The organism is Aureimonas sp. Leaf324, assembly GCF_001423245.1.
In the GTDB taxonomy this organism is placed as follows: Bacteria; Pseudomonadota; Alphaproteobacteria; order Rhizobiales; family Rhizobiaceae; genus Aureimonas.
In genome coordinates, this window is the sequence record NZ_LMOH01000007.1 from 118,238 (window position 1) to 137,245 (window position 19,008).

Consider the following 19,008-nt stretch of genomic DNA (forward strand, 5'->3'; position numbering starts at 1 on the left):
GGCAGTGAAGCCGTCGAGGAAAAGCACCGCCGGGCCGACCCGGCGATCGTTGGAAGCCGCTTCTCAGAAGACCGTCACGTCCGTCCCGTCGCGCGGCGAGGCGATCTGACAGCCGGGATTGAAGAGGTCGCGCGGATCGAGCAACGCCTTGATCCCCGCCAGGATCTCCTGCTGCACCGGCGATCGACGTGCGGCGAAGTCGTCCCGCTTCAGCCGCCCGATCCCGTGCTCGGCACTGATGCCGCCGTGATAGCGGTCGACGATCGCGTTCAACACCTTCTTGGCGAGCGCGAGCTTGGCGTCGCGCTCTTCGCGCGGGATGCCGGCCGGCGGCAGGACGTTGAAGTGGATGTTTCCGTCGCCGACATGGCCGTAGGCGACGGGCAGGCAGTCCGGCAAGCGAAGGGCCATTTCCTGCATGCCCTCCTCGATAAAGGCGGCGACCTTCGACGGCGGCACGGACAGGTCTGTGCGCAGGTGGACGCCGCGCTTCGCCTGCCCCTCGTTCATCCCGTCACGGATCTGCCAGAGGTCGGCGGCCTGCGCCTCGGACGCCGCAAGGACCCCGTCGGTGACGTAGCCGCGCTCCATCGCAAGCTCGAAGAAGCGTTCCACCAAGGGCTTCAGATCAAGCGACCCGGTCGCCGACACATCGATCAGCGCATAGGCGGGCGCGGCGGCGATGGTCGGCAGGGCTAGGGTCGGATCGGCCTCCTTCGCGAGCATCATGCCCTCGGGCGGCACCAGTTCGAAGGCCGACAGGAGATCGCAGCATTCGCGCCGCGCCAGCGCGTAGAGCGCCATCACGTCGTTGCGGTCGGCCAGCGCCAGGAAAGCGGTTTCGACGCGCGAGGGCTTCGGCACCAGCCGGATCGCAGCCGCGGTGACGAGGCCGAGCGTGCCTTCGGCGCCGATGAAGAGCTGCTTCAGATCGAGGCCGGAGTTGTTCTTGCGCAGCGTCGACAAGCCGTTCCACACCGTGCCGTCGGCCAGAACCACCTCGAGGCCGAGGATCATCTCGCGCGTCATGCCGTAACGCAGGACATTGATGCCGCCGGCATTGGTCGAGATGTTGCCGCCGATCTGGCAGCTGCCCTCCGCGCCGAGCGACAGCGGAAAGAACAGGTCCTCCGCCTCCCCCGCCTCCTTGATCGCGGCGAGAACGCAGCCCGCCTCGACGACGGCCGAGAAGTCCGCCGCGTCGATGCCGCGGATGCGGTTCATGCGCTCCATGGATACGACGACATGGCCCCGCGCGCTTGTCGGCAGCGCTCCGAGCACCAGCCCCGTGTTGCCCCCCTGCGGGACCACCGCCAGCCCATGCTCGGCACAGAAACGCACCATGGCGGAGGCCTCGGCGGTGTCGCCCGGCCGCAGCACGGCGACCGCGCTCCCCTCCACGTCGCCGTGCCAGTCGCGTCGGTAGCGCAGCGTGTCGGCGGGATCGGTCAGGACCGAGCGCGGCCCGAAGCGGTCGAGCAAGGTCGCGGCGATGTCGGTGGCGTCGGTGAGCTTGGTGTCCATGGTCTTGACCCTCCCGGTTTCGCCGGGAATGCACCCGCCGGGCGTTCGATACAAGCCTCGCAGGTTGCGCCTCAGGCGGCGGGGGGCCTCGCGCCCGTCCTCTCCAGCCATGCCTGCAATTCGGCCTCGGCCTGGTCGAGCCCGGCGCGGTTCAGGAGCCTGCGCATCAGAGCGAGGCTGACGCAGCGCGTGCGCAGGTTGAAAAGATCGGCACCGCCTGCGCCGTCATAGGCGCCGACCTTCTCATACACCTGCTGCAGCCGGTTCTGCACGCTGCGCAGCGAGATGCCGCGCCGCTCGGCGATCATCCGGTCCGTCAGGCCGAGGGCGAGATCGACCAGCACCTCATACTCGACGTCGGACAACCCCTCCGAGCGATTGGCGGCCTTCTGCTGCACGCCGCGGATCTCGCGGTCGATCACGCACTGGCCTTCGACGAAGACACCTTTCAAAGCCAGTCCGAGCCGCTCCTCCGACGCTGACTTCAGGATGTATCCGTAGGCCGCGCCCGCCGGCACGATGCGCGAGACACCGCGCACATAGGCCTCGTCCGCGTAGTTCGACCAGAAAATGATGCTGGTGTCGGGCCGGTCGCGCCACAGGGAGCGGGCCATCTCGACGCCGGTGCGGCGGGGCATCTGGAGATCCACCACGATCGCGCGGGCCTCGTGCCGCCGGGCGAGCTTCTCGCCCTCCTCCCCGTCCGCCGCCTCGATCAGGCTGCGCCCCGGCAGGACCGAACGGATCACGTCGCGCAGGAAGGCGCGATGCACGGCGTCGTCCTCGACGAGAAGAATGTCATCGGCGCTCAACGGACGGCCCTCCGCTCGATCGGCAGAACGAGCGACATCAGCGTCCCCCGGCCGCCCGGCAGTCCGTCGAGGAAGAAGCTCGCCGAGATCAGTCGTGCGCGCGTCTGCATGTTGCGGATGCCGCCGACGCGGCGCCGCTGCGGCATGGGCGCGAAGCCCACCCCGTCGTCGCGCACCTCGATCTGCAGGGCCGCGTCGCCGGAGGTTCCCACACGGACCTCGATTCGCGACGGGTCGGCGTGGCGCGCGGCGTTGTTGACCGCCTCCTGCACGATACGGAACAGGGCGACACGGAGCGCCGGATCGAGCGTATCGACAAGGCCACCGCTCGTATCCGCCAATTGCCACTCGATCCCGCTGTCGCCGAGAGCCCGCCCGAGAAAGTCCTCGACGCCCTCGGCGAAACCGAAAAGCTCGAGGACGTTCGGGCGGGCGTCGTCGATGATCCGCCGCAACTCGTCGACGCAGCGATGCAATCCGACGATCGCCGGCGACAGGCTGTCGGGATCCACCGGCCCTTCGCGCAGCGCCTCCAGACGTCGGACGATGCGCGTCAGGTCCGCCAGCGTCTGGTCATGGAGATCCATGCCGATGCGCTGGCGCTCACGCTCCAGTTCCTCGGTCAGGCGCAGCGCCCCCTCGCGCAGGCCCTCCTCGCGGGCCCGCCCCTCCGCCTCCTCGATGGCGAGGCGGCGCGTCTCCTGGCTGGCGCGCAGGGCATAGAAGTAGGGGGCCAGGAGGTCCGCAACATGCCGCGCCAAGGCCGCATCGCCCTCGCCGTAGAAGTCGGTGTCGTGCTTGGAACAGGAAAAGGCGCCGATCACCTCGCCGCGCACGAGAAGCGCGGTGTGGATGCGCGAACGCAGGTTCTGGTCGAAGATCGGGTGATTGAAGGCGCCCTCGAAGCGAAAGCGCGGGTCGAGCGTCGCGTCCCCCGTCCGCATCAGGTGGGTCTCGCCCTGAAGGATGCTGCGGATCGGGCTTCCGGAGACGGGAACGGGATGCGGGTTCAGGCTCCAGTCCGTGTGGAGGCCGGCCTCGTAGGCCGCGTGGATCGTACCCTCCGAACCGAGGAGGCAGATGTCGAGATGGTCGTGCGGGAGGACGTCGCCGAGTTCGGCCGAAACCGCCTGGATCGCCGCCTGGAAGTCGAGATGCCCTGCCATCGCGCGCGAGATGCGAAGAAGGTGGCCGAACACGGCCTCCGAACCCGGCACGGCTCGGACGGGCGCTTCGGCGGGCAGGACGTTGCGGGCAAGGGTCATGGCCCGATCGCATCATGTTTGCGGGCGCGCCGCCAGCCCGCAACGCGCGGTCGAGGGTGGAAGCGATGCACGACGTTTGCGGGAACCCGCAAAAGCATTGCGCAAATCGGGTTGGACATCGGCCTTCGCGGCGTTCCACACTGCGCTTCGGCCGTCGGGAGCGGCCAAGCCTCGCGCGTCTCGCGCCGGGCCGGATGGGAGGGCCGATGCGGCCCATGGGAGGACAACTGATGCTGAAGCATCTTCTGATGGCCGGCACGGCCGCCGCATGCCTTTTCGCCGCCGGCTCGGCCTTCGCCGACACCGCGGACAAGACCATCGCCCTGTCGAACAACTATGCCGGCAACTCCTGGCGCCAGGCGATGCTGCAGAGCTGGAAGACGGTTACCGACGAGGCCGTCGCGGACGGCGTCGTCAAGTCGGCCGACGCCTTCACGACCGCCGAGAACCAGGCGACCGAGCAGGCCGCGCAGATCCAGAACATGATCCTGCAGGGCTACAGCGCCATCGTCATCAACGCCGCATCGCCGACCGCTCTGAACGGTGCGGTCAAGGAGGCCTGCGACGCGGGGATTATCGTCGTGTCGTTCGACGGCATCGTCACCGAGCCCTGCGCCTGGCGCGTCGCGGTCGACTTCAAGAAGATGGGCTCGGGCCAGCTCGACTACCTCGCCAAGCGCTATCCCGAGGGCGGCAACCTGCTCGAGATCCGCGGCCTCGCCGGCACCTCGGTCGATACCGAGATTCACGAGGGCATCGCGGCGGGCGTCGCGGCCAACCCCAAATTCAAGATCGTCTCCGAGGTCCAGGGCGACTGGACGCAGACCGTGGCCCAGAAGTCGGTCGCGGGCGTCCTGCCGAGCATCCCGCAGGTCGTCGGCGTGGTGACGCAGGGCGGCGACGGGTTCGGCGCGGCGGAAGCCTTCACCGCCGCCGGGCGTCCGACGCCCACCATCATCATGGGCAACCGCCAGGATGAGCTCGCCTGGTGGAAGCAGCAGAAGGACAAGGACGGCTACGAGACCATGTCGGTCTCGATCGCGCCGGGCGTCTCGACGCTGGCCTTCTGGGTCGCGCAGCAGATCCTCGACGGGCAGGACGTCCCGAAGGATCTCGTGGTGCCCTTCCTGTCGATCGATCAGGCCGGGCTCGAGGAGTCGCTGAAGACGACGCCGGAAGGCGGCGTCGCCAATGTCGAGTACAGCCAGGACGACGCCAAGAAGGTGATCGCCGAGGCGAAGTGACGCGAAGCGGCGGAGGACGCGCCTCGCCCTTCGCCGCCCGCTTCCGCGACCCGATTTCGAGAGCTGCTCCATGATGCCATCCGACGGCGGCCCTGCGCCCGCCCACGCATCCGCACGCCCGTTGGTGGACCTTCGCGGCGTCGCGAAGGCTTACGGCGCCGTGCGCGCGCTCGGCGGCGTCGACTTCGCGATCGCACCGGGCGAATGCGTCGGCCTCGCCGGCCACAACGGCGCCGGCAAGTCGACGCTGATGCAGGTGCTGGCCGGCAACGTGCGGCCCGATGCGGGGGCGCTGTCGGTCTCGGGATCGGACGAGACGGGCCGCTATTCCGTCGAGCGCGCGGGCAAGCTCGGGGTGCGCTGCGTCTTTCAGGAACTGTCGCTCTGCCCGAACCTGACGGTGACCGAGAACGCGCGCGTCCGGCACCCCTTCCTCAAGGGCTTCGGCTGGCGCAAGCGCGCCGCGCGGCTCATCACCGGACAGCTCGATACGATCTTTCCGGGACATGGCATCCGGCCGGGCGACCTCGTCTCGGACCTCGCTCTCGGCCAGCGGCAGATGGTGGAGATCGCGACGGTCTTCGCAGCCGGCGAGACGCCGCTCTCGCTCGTCATTCTCGACGAGCCGACGTCCTCCCTCGATGCCCAGGTGGCGAGCCAGCTGCTCGCGCATGTCCGGCGCTTCGTGGAAGGCGGCGGCAGCGTCGTTCTCATTTCGCATATCCTCGGGGAAATCCTCCAGACCTGCGACCGCATCACCGTCATGAGCGACGGCAAGGTGGTCGCCGACCGACCCGCCCGCGATTTCACCCGCCATTCGCTGGTGGAGGCGATGGGCCATGTCGCGCACGGATCGGAAGAGACCGCCGAGGTGACCGCCGCCGCGCGCTCGGCGGCGCCGATCGTCGCGGCCGCCGCGCCGCCGCGCCAGGGCAACGGTCGCCGCGTCGAGGCGCGCCGCGGCGAGATCATCGGGCTCGGTGGCCTCGCCGGCCACGGACAGACCGCCCTCCTCGTCCTCCTCCAGAACGCGTCCACCGGACACTCGCGCTTTGCCGAACTGAAAGGCCGGACCGCCTTCGTGGCCGGCGACCGGCAGACCGACGGTGTGTTCCCCCTCTGGTCGATCGGCGGCAACGTCACGGTTCGGTCGCTGAAAGCCATGAGCCGCTTCGGGCTCATCGACGCCCGGGCTGAGCGGACCATGGAGGAGGAGTGGAAGGCGCGCATCGCGATCCGCACCCCCGACATGGCCAACGGCATCCTCACCTTGTCGGGCGGCAACCAGCAGAAGGCGCTGTTCGCACGCGCGCTCGCCTCCGACGCCGAGATCGTGCTGATGGACGACCCGATGCGCGGGGTCGACATCGGCACCAAGCAGGAGGTCTACGCGCTGATCCGCGCGGAGGCCGCCAAGGGCCGCACCTTCCTCTGGTACACGACGGAGTTCGGCGAGTTGCGCGCCTGCGACCATGTCTATGTCTTCCGGTCGGGACGCATCGTCGCCGACATGGCCCGCAGCGAACTGTCGGAGGCGCGCGTCCTGCAATCCTCCTTCGAGGAGAGCGCGGCATGACGCGTTCGGCCGCCCTCGCCCGGACCCTTCGCGATCTGCTTCCGCCGATCTCTCTGGCGCTCCTTCTCGTCGCGATCTTCGTCATCCAGCCGCGCGCGATGAGCTATCTCGGCCTGTCGTTGATGCTCAACCTCGCGCTGCCGATCGCGCTCGCGACGATGGCGCAGCTCTGCGTCATCGCGGTCAACGATCTCGACCTGTCGATCGGCGGCTTCGTATCCTTCGTCGCCTGCATCGGCGCGACGCTGATGAACGACGCGCCGCTCTACGGCATTCTCGCGCTCGTCGGCTGCATCGGAGTCTACGCGCTGCTCGGCGCGCTGATCCACCTGCGCAACCTGCCGTCGATCGTCGTGACGCTCGGCATGAGCTTCGTCTGGCTCGGCGCCGCCGTGCTGCTCCTGCCGAGCCCCGGCGGCACCGCCCCGGCCTGGCTCTCCGGCCTCGTGAAGCTGAAGACGCCGCTCGTGCCGCTCGCCATCATCGCGAGCGCGCTGCTCGCCGTCGCGGGGCATTTCCTCTTGATGCGTTCGTCCTTCGGCGTGGTGCTGCGCGGCGCCGGCGGCAATCCGCAGGCGGTCCAGCGCGCCGGCTGGTCGCTCCTGCGCGCCAAGATGACGATGTATGCGCTCTGCGGGTTCTTCGGTGTCCTCTCCGGGCTTGCCCTCGTCGGGCTCACCACGTCGGCCGATGCCAACATCGCCCTTCGCTACACGCTCCTGTCGATCGCGGGCGTGATCCTGGGCGGCGGCGAGTTCACCGGTGGGCGCATCTCGCCGATCGGCGCGGTGCTCGGCGCCCTAACGCTGACGCTCGCGGGCTCGCTCCTGTCGTTCCTGCGCATCTCGCCGGACTGGCAGATCGGGGCACAGGGGGCGATCCTGATCGTGGTGCTGGCGCTGCGCGCCCTCGTCAACCGCGTGGAAAGGCAGGCGGCATGAAGAGCGCGACCACTCCCTCCCCGGCAACCCGCCGGGCCGGTGCGAGCCGCCCCTGGATCTTCTCGTTCCTCGGCGCGGGCGCGGTGTTCCTCGCGACCATCGCTTTCACCGGCGGCACGGGCGCCGGGCAGATCCTCTCCACCGCCCTCACCTTCGCGACGATGTACGTGATCGTCGGCCTCGGCCAGATGTTCGTCATCACGACAGGGCCGGGCAATGTCGATCTTTCGATCCCCTCGACGATCGCGCTCGCGGGCGCCGTCTCGATGACGGTCATGGGCGGCAGCGACGCGATGATCCTGCCGGGGCTCCTCACCGCGCTCGGGGTCGGCGTCGCGGTCGGCTGCTTCAACTTCGCGCTGATCCGTCTCCTTCAGATCCCGCCGATCATCGCGACCCTTTCGGCGAGCTTCCTGATCCAGTCGGTCGCCATCGCCTACGGCCGGGGCCTGCGCGTGCGCCCACCGGAAGCCTTCGGCGACTTCACCACCGGCCGCATCCTCGGCATCCCCTATCTCGCGATCGCGACGCTCGCGCTCTGCATCCTGATGGGCGTCGTCCTCCATCGCACCGTCTACGGCCGGTCGATCGCCGCGATCGGGCAGAACGCACGCGCCGCCTCGCTGGCGGGCATTCCCGTCGAGCGACTGCGCTGGGTGACCTACGTCCTATCGGCCGTCCTTGCGGGCCTCTGCGGCGCGGTCCTCGCCGGCTTCTCCGGCGGCTCGTCGCTCAACATGGGCGAGGAGTATCTCCTCGCCTCGATCGCCGTGGTGGTGGTGGGCGGATCGTCGGTCTCGGGGGGCCAGTCGAACGTGCCGGGCCTCTGGGGCGCGTCGATCTTCCTCTACCTCCTCGTCACGATGCTCAACACGTTCGGCGTCGGCGCAGGGCTGCGGCTGCTGCTCACCGGCCTGATCATCATCGCCATCATTACGATCGCCGGCGGTCCGAAGACCGGGCGCAACTGAGGAATTCGTCCATGGCGATCATGACGCCGTACCAGATCGATGACGAGCGCTTCGAGGCGCTCACCCTCCTCAACGTCGAACTCGAGGTGCTGTTCGACGGCTGCCGCTGGGCCGAAGGGCCCGTCTGGTTCGCCGATGCCGGCCACCTCGTGTGGAGCGACATCCCGAACAACCGGATGATGCGTCACATCCCCGACGTCGGCACGTCGGTCTTCCGGCAGGGCTCGAACTTCTCGAACGGCAACACCCGCGACCGTCAGGGGCGGCTGATGTCCTGCGAGCACGGCACGCGCCGCGTGACACGCACCGAGATCGACGGCTCGATCACCGTGATCGCCGACATGTTCGAGGGCAAGCGTCTGAACTCGCCGAACGATCTCGTGGTGCGCTCGGACGGCTCCGTCTGGTTCACCGATCCGACCTACGGCATCATGGGCGACTACGAGGGCTCGCTCGCCGAACCCGAACAGCCGGTGCGCGGCGTCTACCGGGTGGACGGGCAGAGCGGCGAGATCCGCCGGGTCGTCGACGATTTCCTCCAGCCGAACGGCCTCGCCTTCTCGCCGGACGAGAGCGTCCTCTACGTCGCCGATTCCGGCGCCAGCCACACCCACGGCGCGCCGACCCACATCCGCCGCTTCCGCGTCGAGGGCGAAACACTGACGGACGACGGCGTCTTCTGCGTGATCGATGTCGGCGTCCCCGACGGCATCCGCGTCGATGCGGCCGGCAATCTCTGGTCGAGCGCCGCGGACGGGGTCCATTGCTTCGCGCCGGACGGCACGCGGCTCGGCAAGATCCTCGTGCCGCAGGTGGTGGCCAACCTCTGCTTCGGCGGTCCGCGGCGCAACCGCCTGTTCATTACCGCGACGCGCTCGCTCTATGCGATCTACGTCGGCGCGCGGGGCCAGTAAGGCCCCTCACCTCAGAGGTAGCCGAGGATCCCGTTGGAGCCCGCGCTGTTTCCGAACAGCGACAGGATCGGCGACGATGCCGCGCTCGTATTCGCACTGTCGTAGAGCGACGAGAACCGGGTGATGAACTTGTCGAGCTTCTTGGGGTCCTGGAAGTCCTTGAAGTCGATCTTGGACTCCAGAAGCTTCGCCTGGCTCTCGATCGCCATGCCGGAGATGCCCGCCGGTAGGCCGAGCGCGGTCCGCGCGACCTCGAACAGCGCCTTGTCGGCGAGGATGCCGTAGGCCGACGTCACGTCCGGCGCCTTGCGCAGGAAGTAGAGGGCCAGCCGCGCGCCTTCGCTCTGCTGGCCGACCTGGGTTTCCATGGTCTGGAGCAGAAATTTGTTCTGCGTCGTCAGGAGCGTGAAGCCGCTCTGCGCGCCTTCCGCGTCCCGACGCACACGGCCGTCCGGCGTGAAGTTGAAGGCCGAGACGAGCTTGACGTATCGCTTGTCGGCCTTGGCGTTGGCGAAGCTCTTGGGGTCGGCAAGATCGCTCGTGAACAGCTTGCGCAGATCAGCGTCCGACAGCTTCTCGTCGGCGAGGCCATAGGCCTTCAAAGCGTACTTCATCGATTTCTTGTCGTCGATGAAATCGTCGAGCGTCCGCATCTCGCCGACCGCCTTGAGGTAGGCCTGAGTGTCGGCCTTGATGATGTCCTTCTTGGCCGCGTTCACGTCCGTGCCGAAGGAGGTCGCGTAGAGCGTGCCCGTCGCGGTCTGCGAAGAGACCGACTGAACGAGGCGCTGCGTCGTCGGCTTGCCGTCGGCTCCGAAATTGAAGGCGGCGGCCAGCTTCTCGTAGCGCTCGTCCTTCAGCTTGCTGACGAAGCTGTTCGGATCGGACGGGTCGCTCATCAGGACCTGACGGAGCTTGAAGTTCGACTCCGTCGACGGATCGATATCGAAGGCCGTCAGTACGTAGTCGAGCGTCGCCCGCGTGCCGAGCGCATCGCGGTTGAGAAGGTCGTTGATCGACTTCATGTTCGAAAGCCGCGCCTCGAACGTCGCGGTGCGCAGCTTGTCGATGGCGACGTCGTCGGCGCGGTAGGCCTCGTAGAAGCCGGACTGCAGCCGGTCCATCGACCAGGACGACGCGAACACCGAAGTCGTCGGATTGCCGCCCGTATCGTAGGTGAACGCGGCGTTGAGAGCGGTCAGCCGGTCCTTGAGAAGACGCTGTTCGCTGGTGGTCGTCGGCATCGTCGATAGGGCGTTGGGCGTCGTCGACGTGTCGGCGTTCAGAACGTCCTTGATCTGCGAAGGCGTGACGCTCGTCGGATCGATGCCGAAGGCGGTCAGGACGTAGTCCAGAACCTGATCGTCCTGCGTCAGCGTCTGGGACGACGGGTTGGCGGTGAGCACGCTCTTCACGTAATTCGTCTTGTAGGCGGCCGCCTGCGGGCTGTTGCCGAAGCCCGTCTCGTCGAAATAGGTGGCGGCCATGTCGGCGAGCGCCGACGCGATCTGCGGTGGCGAGGCGAAGAGGCCGGTGTTCGGCGAGCCGACGGACTGAAACTGGAAGCGGCCCTGCAGGTCGCGCAGCTTGGCGTTGGTCGAGCCGGACGCCCCGGTCGTCAGGGCATCCGAGAGCGTCGCTTTGAGCGCCGTCTGGTCGGCGGCGTCCGGATCCAGCCCCGCCACTTTCGCGACGACGCGCAGCATCGTCGGATCGTTCAGGAGATCGGCGACCGACGTGACCGTCGCGATCTTCTGGTTGTAGAGGTCGACGACTTCGCCGGCCTTGTTCGCCGCGCGCACCCGGTGCTCGCTATAGGCTTCGGTGACGAGTTCGGTCTGAGCCGCTGTCTGGACCGCAGCCTTGCTGGCGGAGCCGAACTGGAAGGCGGCGGCAAAGTCCCGGTAGCGCTTGTCGACGAGCTTGTTGGCGAAACTGTCGGTCCGCGACAGGTCGCTTTCCAGCACCTTGCGCATCAGGCCCTTGGACTGGATCTGGTCCTCGAGGCCGTAGGCCTTCATCGCATAGGAATAGAGGCGTTGGTCCTTCAAGAGGTCGTCCGGCGACTTCACCTTGCCGATGTTCGCCTTGTAGTAGTCCGCGTCGCGCTGGACCGAGGCCTGGCTGGCGATGCGAGCCAGCGACTTGGCCATGTCGGCGCTGTAGAGGCGGTAGTTCATCAGGGTCGAAAGCACGGCACCAGCCTTTGTCGAGCGCGCCAGCTCCGGCGCGGGACATTCGCGCCATTCTCGCGCGCCATGATGAACCGACCGTAAAGACCGGGCGGCCTACTTGTTCTTGAGGACTTCGCCGCCCAGCTGATTCTTGGGCAGGAAGTCGAACTGGTCGATCATCACGTCCTCGACCACCGGCTTGCCGTACTTGGTGTTGACGTTGTCCTTCAGCTCCGCCAGCAACGCGGGCAGGTCGTATCGCTCCGGGTTCTTGAAGTCGAAGTTGGTGACCGAGTAGACCGACTTGAACGCCTGATCGAGGATGATGGGCTCGGGCGGCACAGCCAGCGCCGCCGCCGTCTTTCCGTCGATCGTATAGACGAAGCGGGCCAGGACGTAGCCCTGAATCGCGTTCTCGGCGATGATCGGCACCGCGATCGTATCGGTCTTCTTGTAGTCCAGCCCCTCGAAATAGTTGGCCGGCGGCGGCGCCTCCGGCGGTGCGCCGGCCGCCATCGTGGCGACGGCATAGCCCGTCCCCAAGGTGACGAGGCAAACCCAGATGCCGATGCCGAGGATCTTGATCATCCGTTCCGCCTGCCGCCGTTCTGGGGCGCGACATAGGTGCCGTCGGACTCGGCTTCGGCGATCGCGCGCGTGATGAGACCGGCCACCTCGGCCGTGGCTTCCATATGAAGCTCGAGGAGACGGCTGTTGTCGTCGAGGCGCTCGCGCAGCACGGTGAGGCGCGTACGCAGGCCGTCGCTGACGCGGTCCGGCTCGATGCCCCGCGAGATGCGGGTCAGTTCCAGGAGACTCTGGTTCTTGCGGTGGCTGATATCCCCCAGCCCCGTGTGGTCGCCGGCCTGCAGCGCCATCATCTCCCCGGCGATGACAGCTTCGAGTCTGTTGATCGCCTGCGTCAGAACCGCTTCCAATGCCTCAACCCTTTTCAGATGCGGACGAGCCGCTTGTGTTTCGTTGCCGGGGGCTCCCAACCCCCGGATCGTCAGGCCTTCGTCTTGGCGACGCCTGGGGCGTCGGCCCCGTCCCGACCGTCCTTTTCCAGCATCTTGGCAATGCCGACTCCGCCGGCCTTGGCCATCTCGTCGCCGATCCGCTCGGCCAGCATCGAGCGCCAGATATTGCCGGCCGTACCAGTGCCGAAGAACGAGGTGTTCTTCGACGGCAGCATGCTTTCGACGAAGCTGCGCAGCACGAAGGCCTCGAACTTCTGCAGGGGCTTCATCTCGGCGCTGCGCGAGCTCTGGTGGTGAAAGTTCACCTCGTCCAGCGTCGCGTCGGCGGACACGGGCGCAGCCTGCATGGCCGCCTCGAAGGCTTGAGCCTGCGCTCCCGCGTCGACCTTGCGCGTTCCGGCCGACGGCGCGGACTGGTCCGCGCGCGAGGCCGGCAGCGGGCCCGCGAGGGGTGAAACGGTCATGGAGGACAATCCCGGAGTTCGATCGCGCCGCGACACCTCGTTCGGTGCCGCGATCGGCTGATACGATTCGTAGACCAGTCCACTTATTCGAAACTTGCGGCCCGTGCGGCGAGATGGTCTTCGAGGGCGAGCAGCAGCTCGGAGCGCTCCGTGGCGGCGCGCTCGGTCGCCTCGGCTTTCTCGGCCGCACGCTCGATGCGCTTCTCGGTCGCCTGCGCCTGTCGCACCTTCTCGCGCGCCAAGGCTTCCTTCGCCTGCGTCTCGCGCAGAACGACGTCGTTGCGGCGAAGCGCGGCGGCCTTGCCCTCGAGGAACAGGCCCTGCATCAGGGACTGCGAACCGAGCGTCTCCAGAAGCTCTCGCTCGTTCTCGAGGAGACGCGTCTCCTCGCGCACCAGCTCGCCGAGCCGCCACTCTTCCAGCTGGCGCATCTTCTCCTGCACGTCCCGCACGCGCGCGAGGCGCGCGGCCCGGCTTTGTCCGCTCATCCGTTCAGCACCCAGTTGCGGAAGCCCTCGATGAACAGCGTCAGGTAGTCGCCGATCGAGAAGCCGAGGAGAATGAGCCCGCCCGCCAGAACGAAGGGCAGCGAGATGAAGTAGATCGGGATCTGCGGCGTCATCTTGTTGGCGAGACCGACCGCGAAGTTGACGATCACGGCATAGACGACGAAGGGGCTCGCGATCCGCAGGCAGAGGTGGAAGGTCTCGTCGAGATTGTCGACGAGCGAGGCCAGCCCCGAGCGGATCGAGAAGCCGAGCTCAACCGGCATCGCGCGATAGGACGCCAGAAGCGCCTGCACGATCTCGGCATGCAGGTTCAACGAGAAGATGAGGACGGTCGCGGTCAGCGTGATCAAGGACACCAGCGCGGGGTCCGCCTCGTGCCCCTCGATGGGCACGCCGAGCGTCTGACCCATGCCGATCGCGTTGGCGATGACGCTGCCGGAAAACTGCAGCGCGATCATGAAGACGCGTCCGAGAAGACCGATCAGGAGCCCGTTCAGGAGTTCGCTGAACATCATCGCGATGCGCATGTCGTCGGACGCGCCGCGCACGAGCGGCATGATGTCCGGCAGGAGCCGCGGCGCCACCGCGAAGGCGATCGCCACCGCCACGAACAGGCGGACCTGTGCGGGGATGCGCATGGAGGAGAAGCCCGGCAGCACCATCAGGCACGAACCGATCCGGCAGAAGACCAGAAAGGCCGACAAGACGAGGACTTCGATCTCCGGCGTCACGCGATCGACCCGAGCGCCTTGATGTCGACGCCGCGCGCGATCTCGAGGTGCGACAGGACCGGCAGGTTGACGAAGATCCGCTCGATCATCATCCGAACATAGGGGCGCGCGTCGGGCGAGGCGACGAGGACGAAGTTCTCGCCCTGGTCGGTCTTCTCGCGGATCACCTTCGAGGCTTCCGTCGCGAACTGCTCGACGAGGCGCGGGTCGATGTCGAACTCGATGACGTCGCCCTTGGCGTCGCGCTTGAGAGCCTGATGGAACGCGAGGTCCCAGCGGTTGCCGAGGCGCAGGACGCCGAGCTGCCCGTTGTGCAGAAGGTCGCCGCAAATCTGCTGGGCCATGCGGGTGCGCACGTGTTCCACGATCTTCTCCGACCGCCGGACATGCGGCGCGATTTCGGCGATGGCTTCGAGGATCAGCGTGAGGTTGCGGATCGAGACGCGCTCGGCAAGGAGGAGCTTCAGGACGGCCTGCAGGCCGGAGTAGCTCATGTGGGTCGGCACGATCTCCTCGATCAGCCGCTTGTATTCCGGCTCCAGCCGGTCGAGCAGCGAGCGCATGTCCTTGTAGGACAGGAGATGCGCGAGGTTGTTGCGCATCACCTCCGAGAGGTGCGTCAGGATGATCGACAGCGTGTCGACGGGCTCGAAGCCGGCGCGACGGGCGGACGAGGCGAAGGTCTCCGAGATCCAGGCCGCGCGCAGGCCGAAGGCCGGCTCCTTCGTCAGGTCGTGCGGCATGTCGGGCGCGGGCGCGTCGCCGAGCACGATCAGGAGGTCGCCGAGGCGCACCTCCTGCGTCGCCACGGTCGTGCCGTGCACCTTGATCGCATAGGCCTTGCCGCCGATCGACAGGTCGTCCGACAGCTTGATCTCGGGGATCACGAAGCCGTAGCGCGAGGCGAAGCGGCGGCGCATCTTGCCGACGCGGTTGGCCAGCTCGTCGCGCGAGAAGGACAGGTGCGCGGCGACCTGCTTGCCGAGGACCAGCTCGACCTCGATGATGCGCAGCGACTCCTTGACCGACTGGCGCTCGGCCTCCACGGCCTGGGCCTCCTGCTCGCGCTTGGCGACCTGCACCTTCTCCGCTTCCGTCGCGCGGCGACGCGGGATGACATAGGCGATCGTGCCGAGAAGGACGGCGACGATCGCAAAGGGCATGAACGGCAGGCCGGGCAGCAGCGACAGGACGAAGAGCAGCGCAGCGGCCACCATCAGCGCGCGCGGGTAGTGCCCGAGCTGCATCATGATGGCGGTTTCGGCCGCACCCCGCGTTCCGCCCTTCGACACCAGAAGGCCGGCGGCGAGCGAGACGACGAGCGCCGGGATCTGCGTGACGAGACCGTCGCCGACCGACAGCTTGACGAAGACGTCGGCCGCGTGGCCGGCGTCCATTCCGTGGCGCGTGACGCCGATGATGATGCCGCCGAAGATGTTGACGGCGGTGATGATGAGGCCGGCGATGGCGTCGCCGCGCACGAACTTCGAGGCACCGTCCATCGAACCGAAGAAGGAGCTTTCCTCCTCCAGCTCGCGGCGGCGGGTCTGCGCCTGCTTCTCGTCGATGAGGCCGGCCGAAAGATCGGCGTCGATCGCCATCTGCTTGCCGGGGATGGCATCGAGGGTGAAGCGCGCGCCGACCTCTGCGATACGCGTCGCACCCTTGGTGATGACGAGGAAGTTGACGGTGATGAGGATGATGAAGACGACGATGCCGATGACGAAGTCGCCGCCCATGACGAACTGGGAGAAGCCGCCGATGACGTAACCGGCCGCGTTGTGGCCCTCGTCGCCGTGGCTGAGGATGACGCGCGTCGTCGCGATGTTCAGAGACAGGCGCAGCATAGTCGCCAGCAGCAGAACCGTCGGGAAGGCCGAGAAATCGAGCGGCTTCTCGATCCAGAGCGCCACCATCAAGATCAGGATCGACAGCGCGATCGACACCACGAGGCCGATGTCGATCAGAAACGCCGGGATCGGGACGAACAGCACCGCGAGGATCGCGACGATGCCGAGCGCGAAGCCGATGTCGCGCATGCTGGCGCGCGGCGGCAAAGCTGATGAGGGAATCTTGAGGGTGTCGACGGCCATGCGCATCGGTCCTGGACGGCTGGCCGGGCGCGTGGCGCGGACAGCGGGATCGTTAACGCTTTCTTGCCATTTCGATCTGGAGCCGGGCTGGCGCGGGCCGGAAAAGCAGGAAAGGCCCGAGCCGGTCGGGGCTCGGGCCTTTCGGAGGCGATGACGGAGGGAGCGCCGGAGGCGGCGTCAGTAGCCGTGTTCGATGCGGGCGAAGGCTTCCTGCGTGAAGGCGTAGACCTGCGCGCCGGTGAAGGAGGCGGTGAAGGCGATGATGACGAAGATCGCGAGGATCTTCGGCACGAAGGTCAGCGTGACCTCCTGGATCTGCGTCAGCGCCTGGAAGAGCGCGATCACGATGCCGACCAGCATGGCGCCGCCGACCGCGGGCCCGCAGGCGGCGACCACGGTCCAGATCGCGGACTGGACGATGTCGATGGCGTCGGCCTCGTTCATGCTATTCGACCTTGATGCCGGCTTCGAGAAGCACGAGCTTGCCGTCGGCGAGCGTGGCGACCGCGCCGTCGCTCGCGACCTGGATCGACTTGACGACGCCGCTGACCGACCCGTCGCCGGTGGTGACGGTGCGCCCGATCAGGTTGTTGGCCTGCGTCAGCGTCGAGAGCGTCGTCATCGCCTCGAGCTTCTGGTTCAGCTTGATCGACTGCTCGACGTTCGAGAACGAGGCGAGCTGGCTCATCTGCTGGGTCGGATCGGTCGGGTTCGTCGGGTCCTGGTTCTTCATCTGGGCGACGAGGAGCTTCAGGAAGGCGTCATAGTCGAGACCGGTCTTCATCTCGCTGGAGACGTTGCCGGAGGACTTCGTCGCGGCGGCCGTGGTGGCGGCGCTCGTGGTGACGTTGGAGACGGTGGACATGACTATCGGGCTCCCATGGCGACGACCGGGCGGGCGATCACCTTGATATCTGGCATGACGACGCCTTCGCCCTTCATCACCAGCTCCTCGAGCGGAAGCAGCGAACGCAGCCGCTTCAATCCTTCGAAGTTGCGCTCGCGATGGACGAGGTCGACCACGTCCTGGATGCCGGAGCGAATCTCGACCGACGAGAACGCGGCCAGCAGCGAGGGGTAGGTGCGGTCGAAGAGCGCCCGCGCCTCGGCGGCGCCGGCGGGGTCGATCAGCATCAGCTGGATGACGAAGTAGAGCTGGCGAAGCGGCGTCGTTGCGTCGTCGGCCTGCATCACGTGGCTTTCCAGAAGGAAGGTCACGTCGTTCATGAATTCGAGATGCGTCTTGCGATCGACGCGCATCACCGCGCCGTTGACGAAGATCCGTTCTCCGGCACGCAGCGTGATCCGAAGCGTGGACATCGTTACTCTCCGAGTCCGTCGCGGATCATCGCGGTGATCTCGATCATCGCGGAGAAGTCGTCGCTGCGCCCGAGACGGATCGCCTCGGCCTCGCGCATGATCCACAGGCCGATCGAGATCAGTGCGGCGCGCAGCTCCTCCGGCAGCGCGTTCTCGGGGTTCGCGAGATCCTCGACGAGGACGCTCCAGAGACTGCGGGTCAGGTAGATCGCCTCGATCGCCTCGCGCGACTTCGGGCCGGCGGCCTGCGCGCGCTGCAGCGCGTCCACGGTGCGGTCGAGCGCCTCACGCTCGCGATCGCGAGCCGTCGCGGAGCTCTCCGAACTGACTTCCGCATAGGAAAACTGATACATGCTTCGTGTCCCGTGAGGCTGGTTCGCGGTCGCCTGGCAATCATGCCGGCCGTTCGAAAGGGTCAGAGGTAGTTCAGGAGGCTGAGGTTCTTCAGGCGGCCGGTGACGGTGAACGAAGCCTGGAGCTGCGTCTCCAGCGAGGACACGCGCAGGCCCGCCTCGGTGGGATCGACGCCCTCGATCCGGTCGATCGCGTTCTGGACCAGCGCCTTCTGGGTGTTCAGCGCGGTGTTGGCGATGTCGACGCGGTTCAGGCGACCGCCGATCTGCGTCTGCAGCGCCGTCAGGCCCTTCATGCCGTCGTTGACGCGGCTGTAGGCGGCCGAGGCGACGGCCGAGCGCGCGTCGGCGCTCATCTTGTCGAGGCCGACGCTGCCGATCAGCGAATAGGCCGCCGAGATCTTGCGGATCGCAGTGTCGCGGGTGCTCAGCGAGGACTCGATCGTCTCGGTCTTCGAGATGCGCGAGACGACGGGCGTGTCGGATGCGGTCGACCAGTCGTTCCAGCTCGGCTTGGCCGGGTCCGCGTTATCGGCGAACATGTCGTCGAAGCGATAGGTCTGCCCCCCGGCGTCGGTAAAGCCGGTTTGCGAGAAGTACTGGGTGAGCTCGTCCTTCGTCACGGTCTCGGGCGTGCGGCCGGCCGCGGTGAGGAAGTTCTTGAACTGTGCGGCGACGACGTCGCTCGCGTCGGTCATCGGCAACTGGTCGGTCTGGGCGCCCGCGAAGAGATACTGTCCCGTGATGTTGACGTTGAGCGAGCCGATCATCGAGCCGAGCGCGCCCTTGGCCGCGACGAGCGAGCCCGTCACCGCATCGGCGTTGGAGCCGTTGGCGATCACCGTCATCAGGTTCGACGAGACCGACTCCGCCGATCCCCGCAGATCGTCGAGCGTGTCGTTCATCAGCTCGAGGCGGCTGGTGACGAGGTTGTTCGACTCCAGCATCTTCTGGATGCTGGTTTCCTGCGAATGATACTGGACCGCATCGCCCGTCAGCCGGCCGAGGGTCATCCCGATATCGGCATGCCGGCCCGAGCTGAGTTCGGTCGTCGCATCCTTCAGTTCGGACTGAAGGCGCAGGATCGTCGCGCGGGTGGCGGCGTTGAAGGACAGCGAGGAAATGCTCATGACTTAC

20 protein-coding genes are annotated in these 19,008 nt (G+C 67.2%); 5 read left to right on the forward strand and 15 right to left on the reverse strand.

Annotation, left to right across the window (positions count from 1 at the left end):
• Nucleotides 1-63: 63 nt before the first annotated feature.
• The 3 genes from ASF65_RS06545 to ASF65_RS06555 form a co-directional block, all read right to left on the reverse strand.
• A complete protein-coding gene (locus ASF65_RS06545; protein WP_055886878.1) occupies nucleotides 64-1,524 on the reverse strand; it encodes an FAD-binding oxidoreductase in 1,461 nt (486 codons plus the stop codon).
• A 71-nt stretch (nucleotides 1,525-1,595) separates the two neighbouring features.
• Nucleotides 1,596-2,336 (reverse strand): response regulator transcription factor, encoded by a 741-nt coding sequence (locus tag ASF65_RS06550; protein WP_156369192.1) that lies wholly within the window; start codon nucleotides 2,334-2,336, stop codon nucleotides 1,596-1,598.
• Nucleotides 2,333-3,601: an ATP-binding protein gene (locus tag ASF65_RS06555; protein WP_055886881.1), complete on the reverse strand. Its 1,269-nt coding sequence runs from the start codon at nucleotides 3,599-3,601 to the stop codon at nucleotides 2,333-2,335. Before ASF65_RS06555 ends, ASF65_RS06550 begins: the two co-directional genes overlap by 4 nt.
• Nucleotides 3,602-3,831: 230 nt before the next feature.
• On the opposite strand from ASF65_RS06555, the gene ASF65_RS06560 reads away from it, so the two are divergent.
• The 5 genes from ASF65_RS06560 to ASF65_RS06580 all read left to right on the forward strand — a co-directional run bounded on the left by ASF65_RS06560 (nucleotide 3,832) and on the right by ASF65_RS06580 (nucleotide 9,247).
• Nucleotides 3,832-4,845: an ABC transporter substrate-binding protein gene (locus ASF65_RS06560; RefSeq protein ID WP_156369193.1), complete on the forward strand. Its 1,014-nt coding sequence runs from the start codon at nucleotides 3,832-3,834 to the stop codon at nucleotides 4,843-4,845.
• A gap of 70 nt (nucleotides 4,846-4,915) precedes the next feature.
• On the forward strand, nucleotides 4,916-6,421 hold the full coding sequence (locus ASF65_RS06565; protein WP_244486577.1) for a sugar ABC transporter ATP-binding protein: 1,506 nt from the start codon (nucleotides 4,916-4,918) through the stop codon (nucleotides 6,419-6,421).
• Entirely contained in the window at nucleotides 6,418-7,362 is a 945-nt protein-coding gene (locus ASF65_RS06570) for an ABC transporter permease (RefSeq protein ID WP_055886884.1), read from the forward strand. Before ASF65_RS06565 ends, ASF65_RS06570 begins: the two co-directional genes overlap by 4 nt.
• Entirely contained in the window at nucleotides 7,359-8,333 is a 975-nt protein-coding gene (locus tag ASF65_RS06575) for an ABC transporter permease (RefSeq protein WP_055886886.1), read from the forward strand. Before ASF65_RS06570 ends, ASF65_RS06575 begins: the two co-directional genes overlap by 4 nt.
• An 11-nt stretch (nucleotides 8,334-8,344) precedes the next feature.
• Complete coding sequence (locus ASF65_RS06580; RefSeq protein ID WP_156369194.1) at nucleotides 8,345-9,247, forward strand: SMP-30/gluconolactonase/LRE family protein; 903 nt, start codon at nucleotides 8,345-8,347, stop codon at nucleotides 9,245-9,247.
• An 11-nt stretch (nucleotides 9,248-9,258) separates the two neighbouring features.
• On the opposite strand, the gene ASF65_RS06585 is transcribed toward ASF65_RS06580, so the two are convergent.
• The 12 genes from ASF65_RS06585 to ASF65_RS06640 form a co-directional block, all read right to left on the reverse strand.
• The gene (locus tag ASF65_RS06585) at nucleotides 9,259-11,442 is read right to left on the reverse strand and encodes a DUF1217 domain-containing protein (protein WP_055886889.1); all 2,184 of its coding nucleotides are present in this window, start codon (nucleotides 11,440-11,442) and stop codon (nucleotides 9,259-9,261) included.
• A gap of 93 nt (nucleotides 11,443-11,535) precedes the next feature.
• A complete protein-coding gene (locus tag ASF65_RS06590; RefSeq protein WP_055886893.1) occupies nucleotides 11,536-12,009 on the reverse strand; it encodes a hypothetical protein in 474 nt (157 codons plus the stop codon).
• Nucleotides 12,006-12,359 carry a hypothetical protein gene (locus tag ASF65_RS06595; protein WP_055886895.1) on the reverse strand — a complete coding sequence of 118 codons (354 nt, stop codon included), beginning with the start codon at nucleotides 12,357-12,359 and terminating at the stop codon, nucleotides 12,006-12,008. The genes ASF65_RS06590 and ASF65_RS06595 overlap by 4 nt, the downstream gene beginning before the upstream one ends.
• A 71-nt stretch (nucleotides 12,360-12,430) precedes the next feature.
• A complete protein-coding gene (locus tag ASF65_RS06600) occupies nucleotides 12,431-12,865 on the reverse strand; it encodes a rod-binding protein (RefSeq protein WP_055886898.1) in 435 nt (144 codons plus the stop codon).
• A gap of 83 nt (nucleotides 12,866-12,948) precedes the next feature.
• Nucleotides 12,949-13,353 carry a hypothetical protein gene (locus ASF65_RS06605; RefSeq protein ID WP_055886901.1) on the reverse strand — a complete coding sequence of 135 codons (405 nt, stop codon included), beginning with the start codon at nucleotides 13,351-13,353 and terminating at the stop codon, nucleotides 12,949-12,951.
• Nucleotides 13,350-14,105 (reverse strand): flagellar biosynthetic protein FliR, encoded by a 756-nt coding sequence (locus ASF65_RS06610; RefSeq protein WP_055886905.1) that lies wholly within the window; start codon nucleotides 14,103-14,105, stop codon nucleotides 13,350-13,352. The genes ASF65_RS06605 and ASF65_RS06610 overlap by 4 nt, the downstream gene beginning before the upstream one ends.
• The gene (gene flhA / locus ASF65_RS06615) at nucleotides 14,102-16,198 is read right to left on the reverse strand and encodes a flagellar biosynthesis protein FlhA (protein WP_055886907.1); all 2,097 of its coding nucleotides are present in this window, start codon (nucleotides 16,196-16,198) and stop codon (nucleotides 14,102-14,104) included. The genes ASF65_RS06610 and flhA overlap by 4 nt, the downstream gene beginning before the upstream one ends.
• A gap of 177 nt (nucleotides 16,199-16,375) precedes the next feature.
• Nucleotides 16,376-16,642: a flagellar biosynthesis protein FliQ gene (fliQ, locus tag ASF65_RS06620; RefSeq protein WP_055886910.1), complete on the reverse strand. Its 267-nt coding sequence runs from the start codon at nucleotides 16,640-16,642 to the stop codon at nucleotides 16,376-16,378.
• Between the two features lies 1 nt (nucleotide 16,643).
• Nucleotides 16,644-17,063: a flagellar hook assembly protein FlgD gene (flgD, locus tag ASF65_RS06625; protein WP_055886913.1), complete on the reverse strand. Its 420-nt coding sequence runs from the start codon at nucleotides 17,061-17,063 to the stop codon at nucleotides 16,644-16,646.
• Between the two features lie 2 nt (nucleotides 17,064-17,065).
• A complete protein-coding gene (flbT, locus tag ASF65_RS06630; RefSeq protein ID WP_055886915.1) occupies nucleotides 17,066-17,518 on the reverse strand; it encodes a flagellar biosynthesis repressor FlbT in 453 nt (150 codons plus the stop codon).
• Between the two features lie 2 nt (nucleotides 17,519-17,520).
• Entirely contained in the window at nucleotides 17,521-17,871 is a 351-nt protein-coding gene (gene flaF / locus ASF65_RS06635) for a flagellar biosynthesis regulator FlaF (RefSeq protein WP_055886918.1), read from the reverse strand.
• A 62-nt stretch (nucleotides 17,872-17,933) separates the two neighbouring features.
• A complete protein-coding gene (locus ASF65_RS06640) occupies nucleotides 17,934-19,001 on the reverse strand; it encodes a flagellar hook-associated family protein (RefSeq protein ID WP_055886921.1) in 1,068 nt (355 codons plus the stop codon).
• Nucleotides 19,002-19,008 lie beyond the last annotated feature (7 nt).

Excerpts from the sequence above, each read along its gene's own strand:
- ASF65_RS06545 (WP_055886878.1), bottom strand. The coding sequence starts at position 1,524 with ATGGACACCAAGCTCACCGACGCCACCGACATCGCCGCGACCTTGCTC.
- ASF65_RS06555 (WP_055886881.1), bottom strand. The coding sequence starts at position 3,601 with ATGACCCTTGCCCGCAACGTCCTGCCCGCCGAAGCGCCCGTCCGAGCC.
- ASF65_RS06560 (WP_156369193.1), top strand. The coding sequence starts at position 3,832 with ATGCTGAAGCATCTTCTGATGGCCGGCACGGCCGCCGCATGCCTTTTC.
- ASF65_RS06565 (WP_244486577.1), top strand. The coding sequence starts at position 4,916 with ATGATGCCATCCGACGGCGGCCCTGCGCCCGCCCACGCATCCGCACGC.
- ASF65_RS06570 (WP_055886884.1), top strand. The coding sequence starts at position 6,418 with ATGACGCGTTCGGCCGCCCTCGCCCGGACCCTTCGCGATCTGCTTCCG.
- ASF65_RS06575 (WP_055886886.1), top strand. The coding sequence starts at position 7,359 with ATGAAGAGCGCGACCACTCCCTCCCCGGCAACCCGCCGGGCCGGTGCG.
- ASF65_RS06580 (WP_156369194.1), top strand. The coding sequence starts at position 8,345 with ATGGCGATCATGACGCCGTACCAGATCGATGACGAGCGCTTCGAGGCG.
- ASF65_RS06590 (WP_055886893.1), bottom strand. The coding sequence starts at position 12,009 with ATGATCAAGATCCTCGGCATCGGCATCTGGGTTTGCCTCGTCACCTTG.
- ASF65_RS06600 (WP_055886898.1), bottom strand. The coding sequence starts at position 12,865 with ATGACCGTTTCACCCCTCGCGGGCCCGCTGCCGGCCTCGCGCGCGGAC.
- ASF65_RS06605 (WP_055886901.1), bottom strand. The coding sequence starts at position 13,353 with ATGAGCGGACAAAGCCGGGCCGCGCGCCTCGCGCGCGTGCGGGACGTG.
- flhA (WP_055886907.1), bottom strand. The coding sequence starts at position 16,198 with ATGGCCGTCGACACCCTCAAGATTCCCTCATCAGCTTTGCCGCCGCGC.
- fliQ (WP_055886910.1), bottom strand. The coding sequence starts at position 16,642 with ATGAACGAGGCCGACGCCATCGACATCGTCCAGTCCGCGATCTGGACC.
- flgD (WP_055886913.1), bottom strand. The coding sequence starts at position 17,063 with ATGTCCACCGTCTCCAACGTCACCACGAGCGCCGCCACCACGGCCGCC.
- flbT (WP_055886915.1), bottom strand. The coding sequence starts at position 17,518 with ATGTCCACGCTTCGGATCACGCTGCGTGCCGGAGAACGGATCTTCGTC.
- flaF (WP_055886918.1), bottom strand. The coding sequence starts at position 17,871 with ATGTATCAGTTTTCCTATGCGGAAGTCAGTTCGGAGAGCTCCGCGACG.
- ASF65_RS06640 (WP_055886921.1), bottom strand. The coding sequence starts at position 19,001 with ATGAGCATTTCCTCGCTGTCCTTCAACGCCGCCACCCGCGCGACGATC.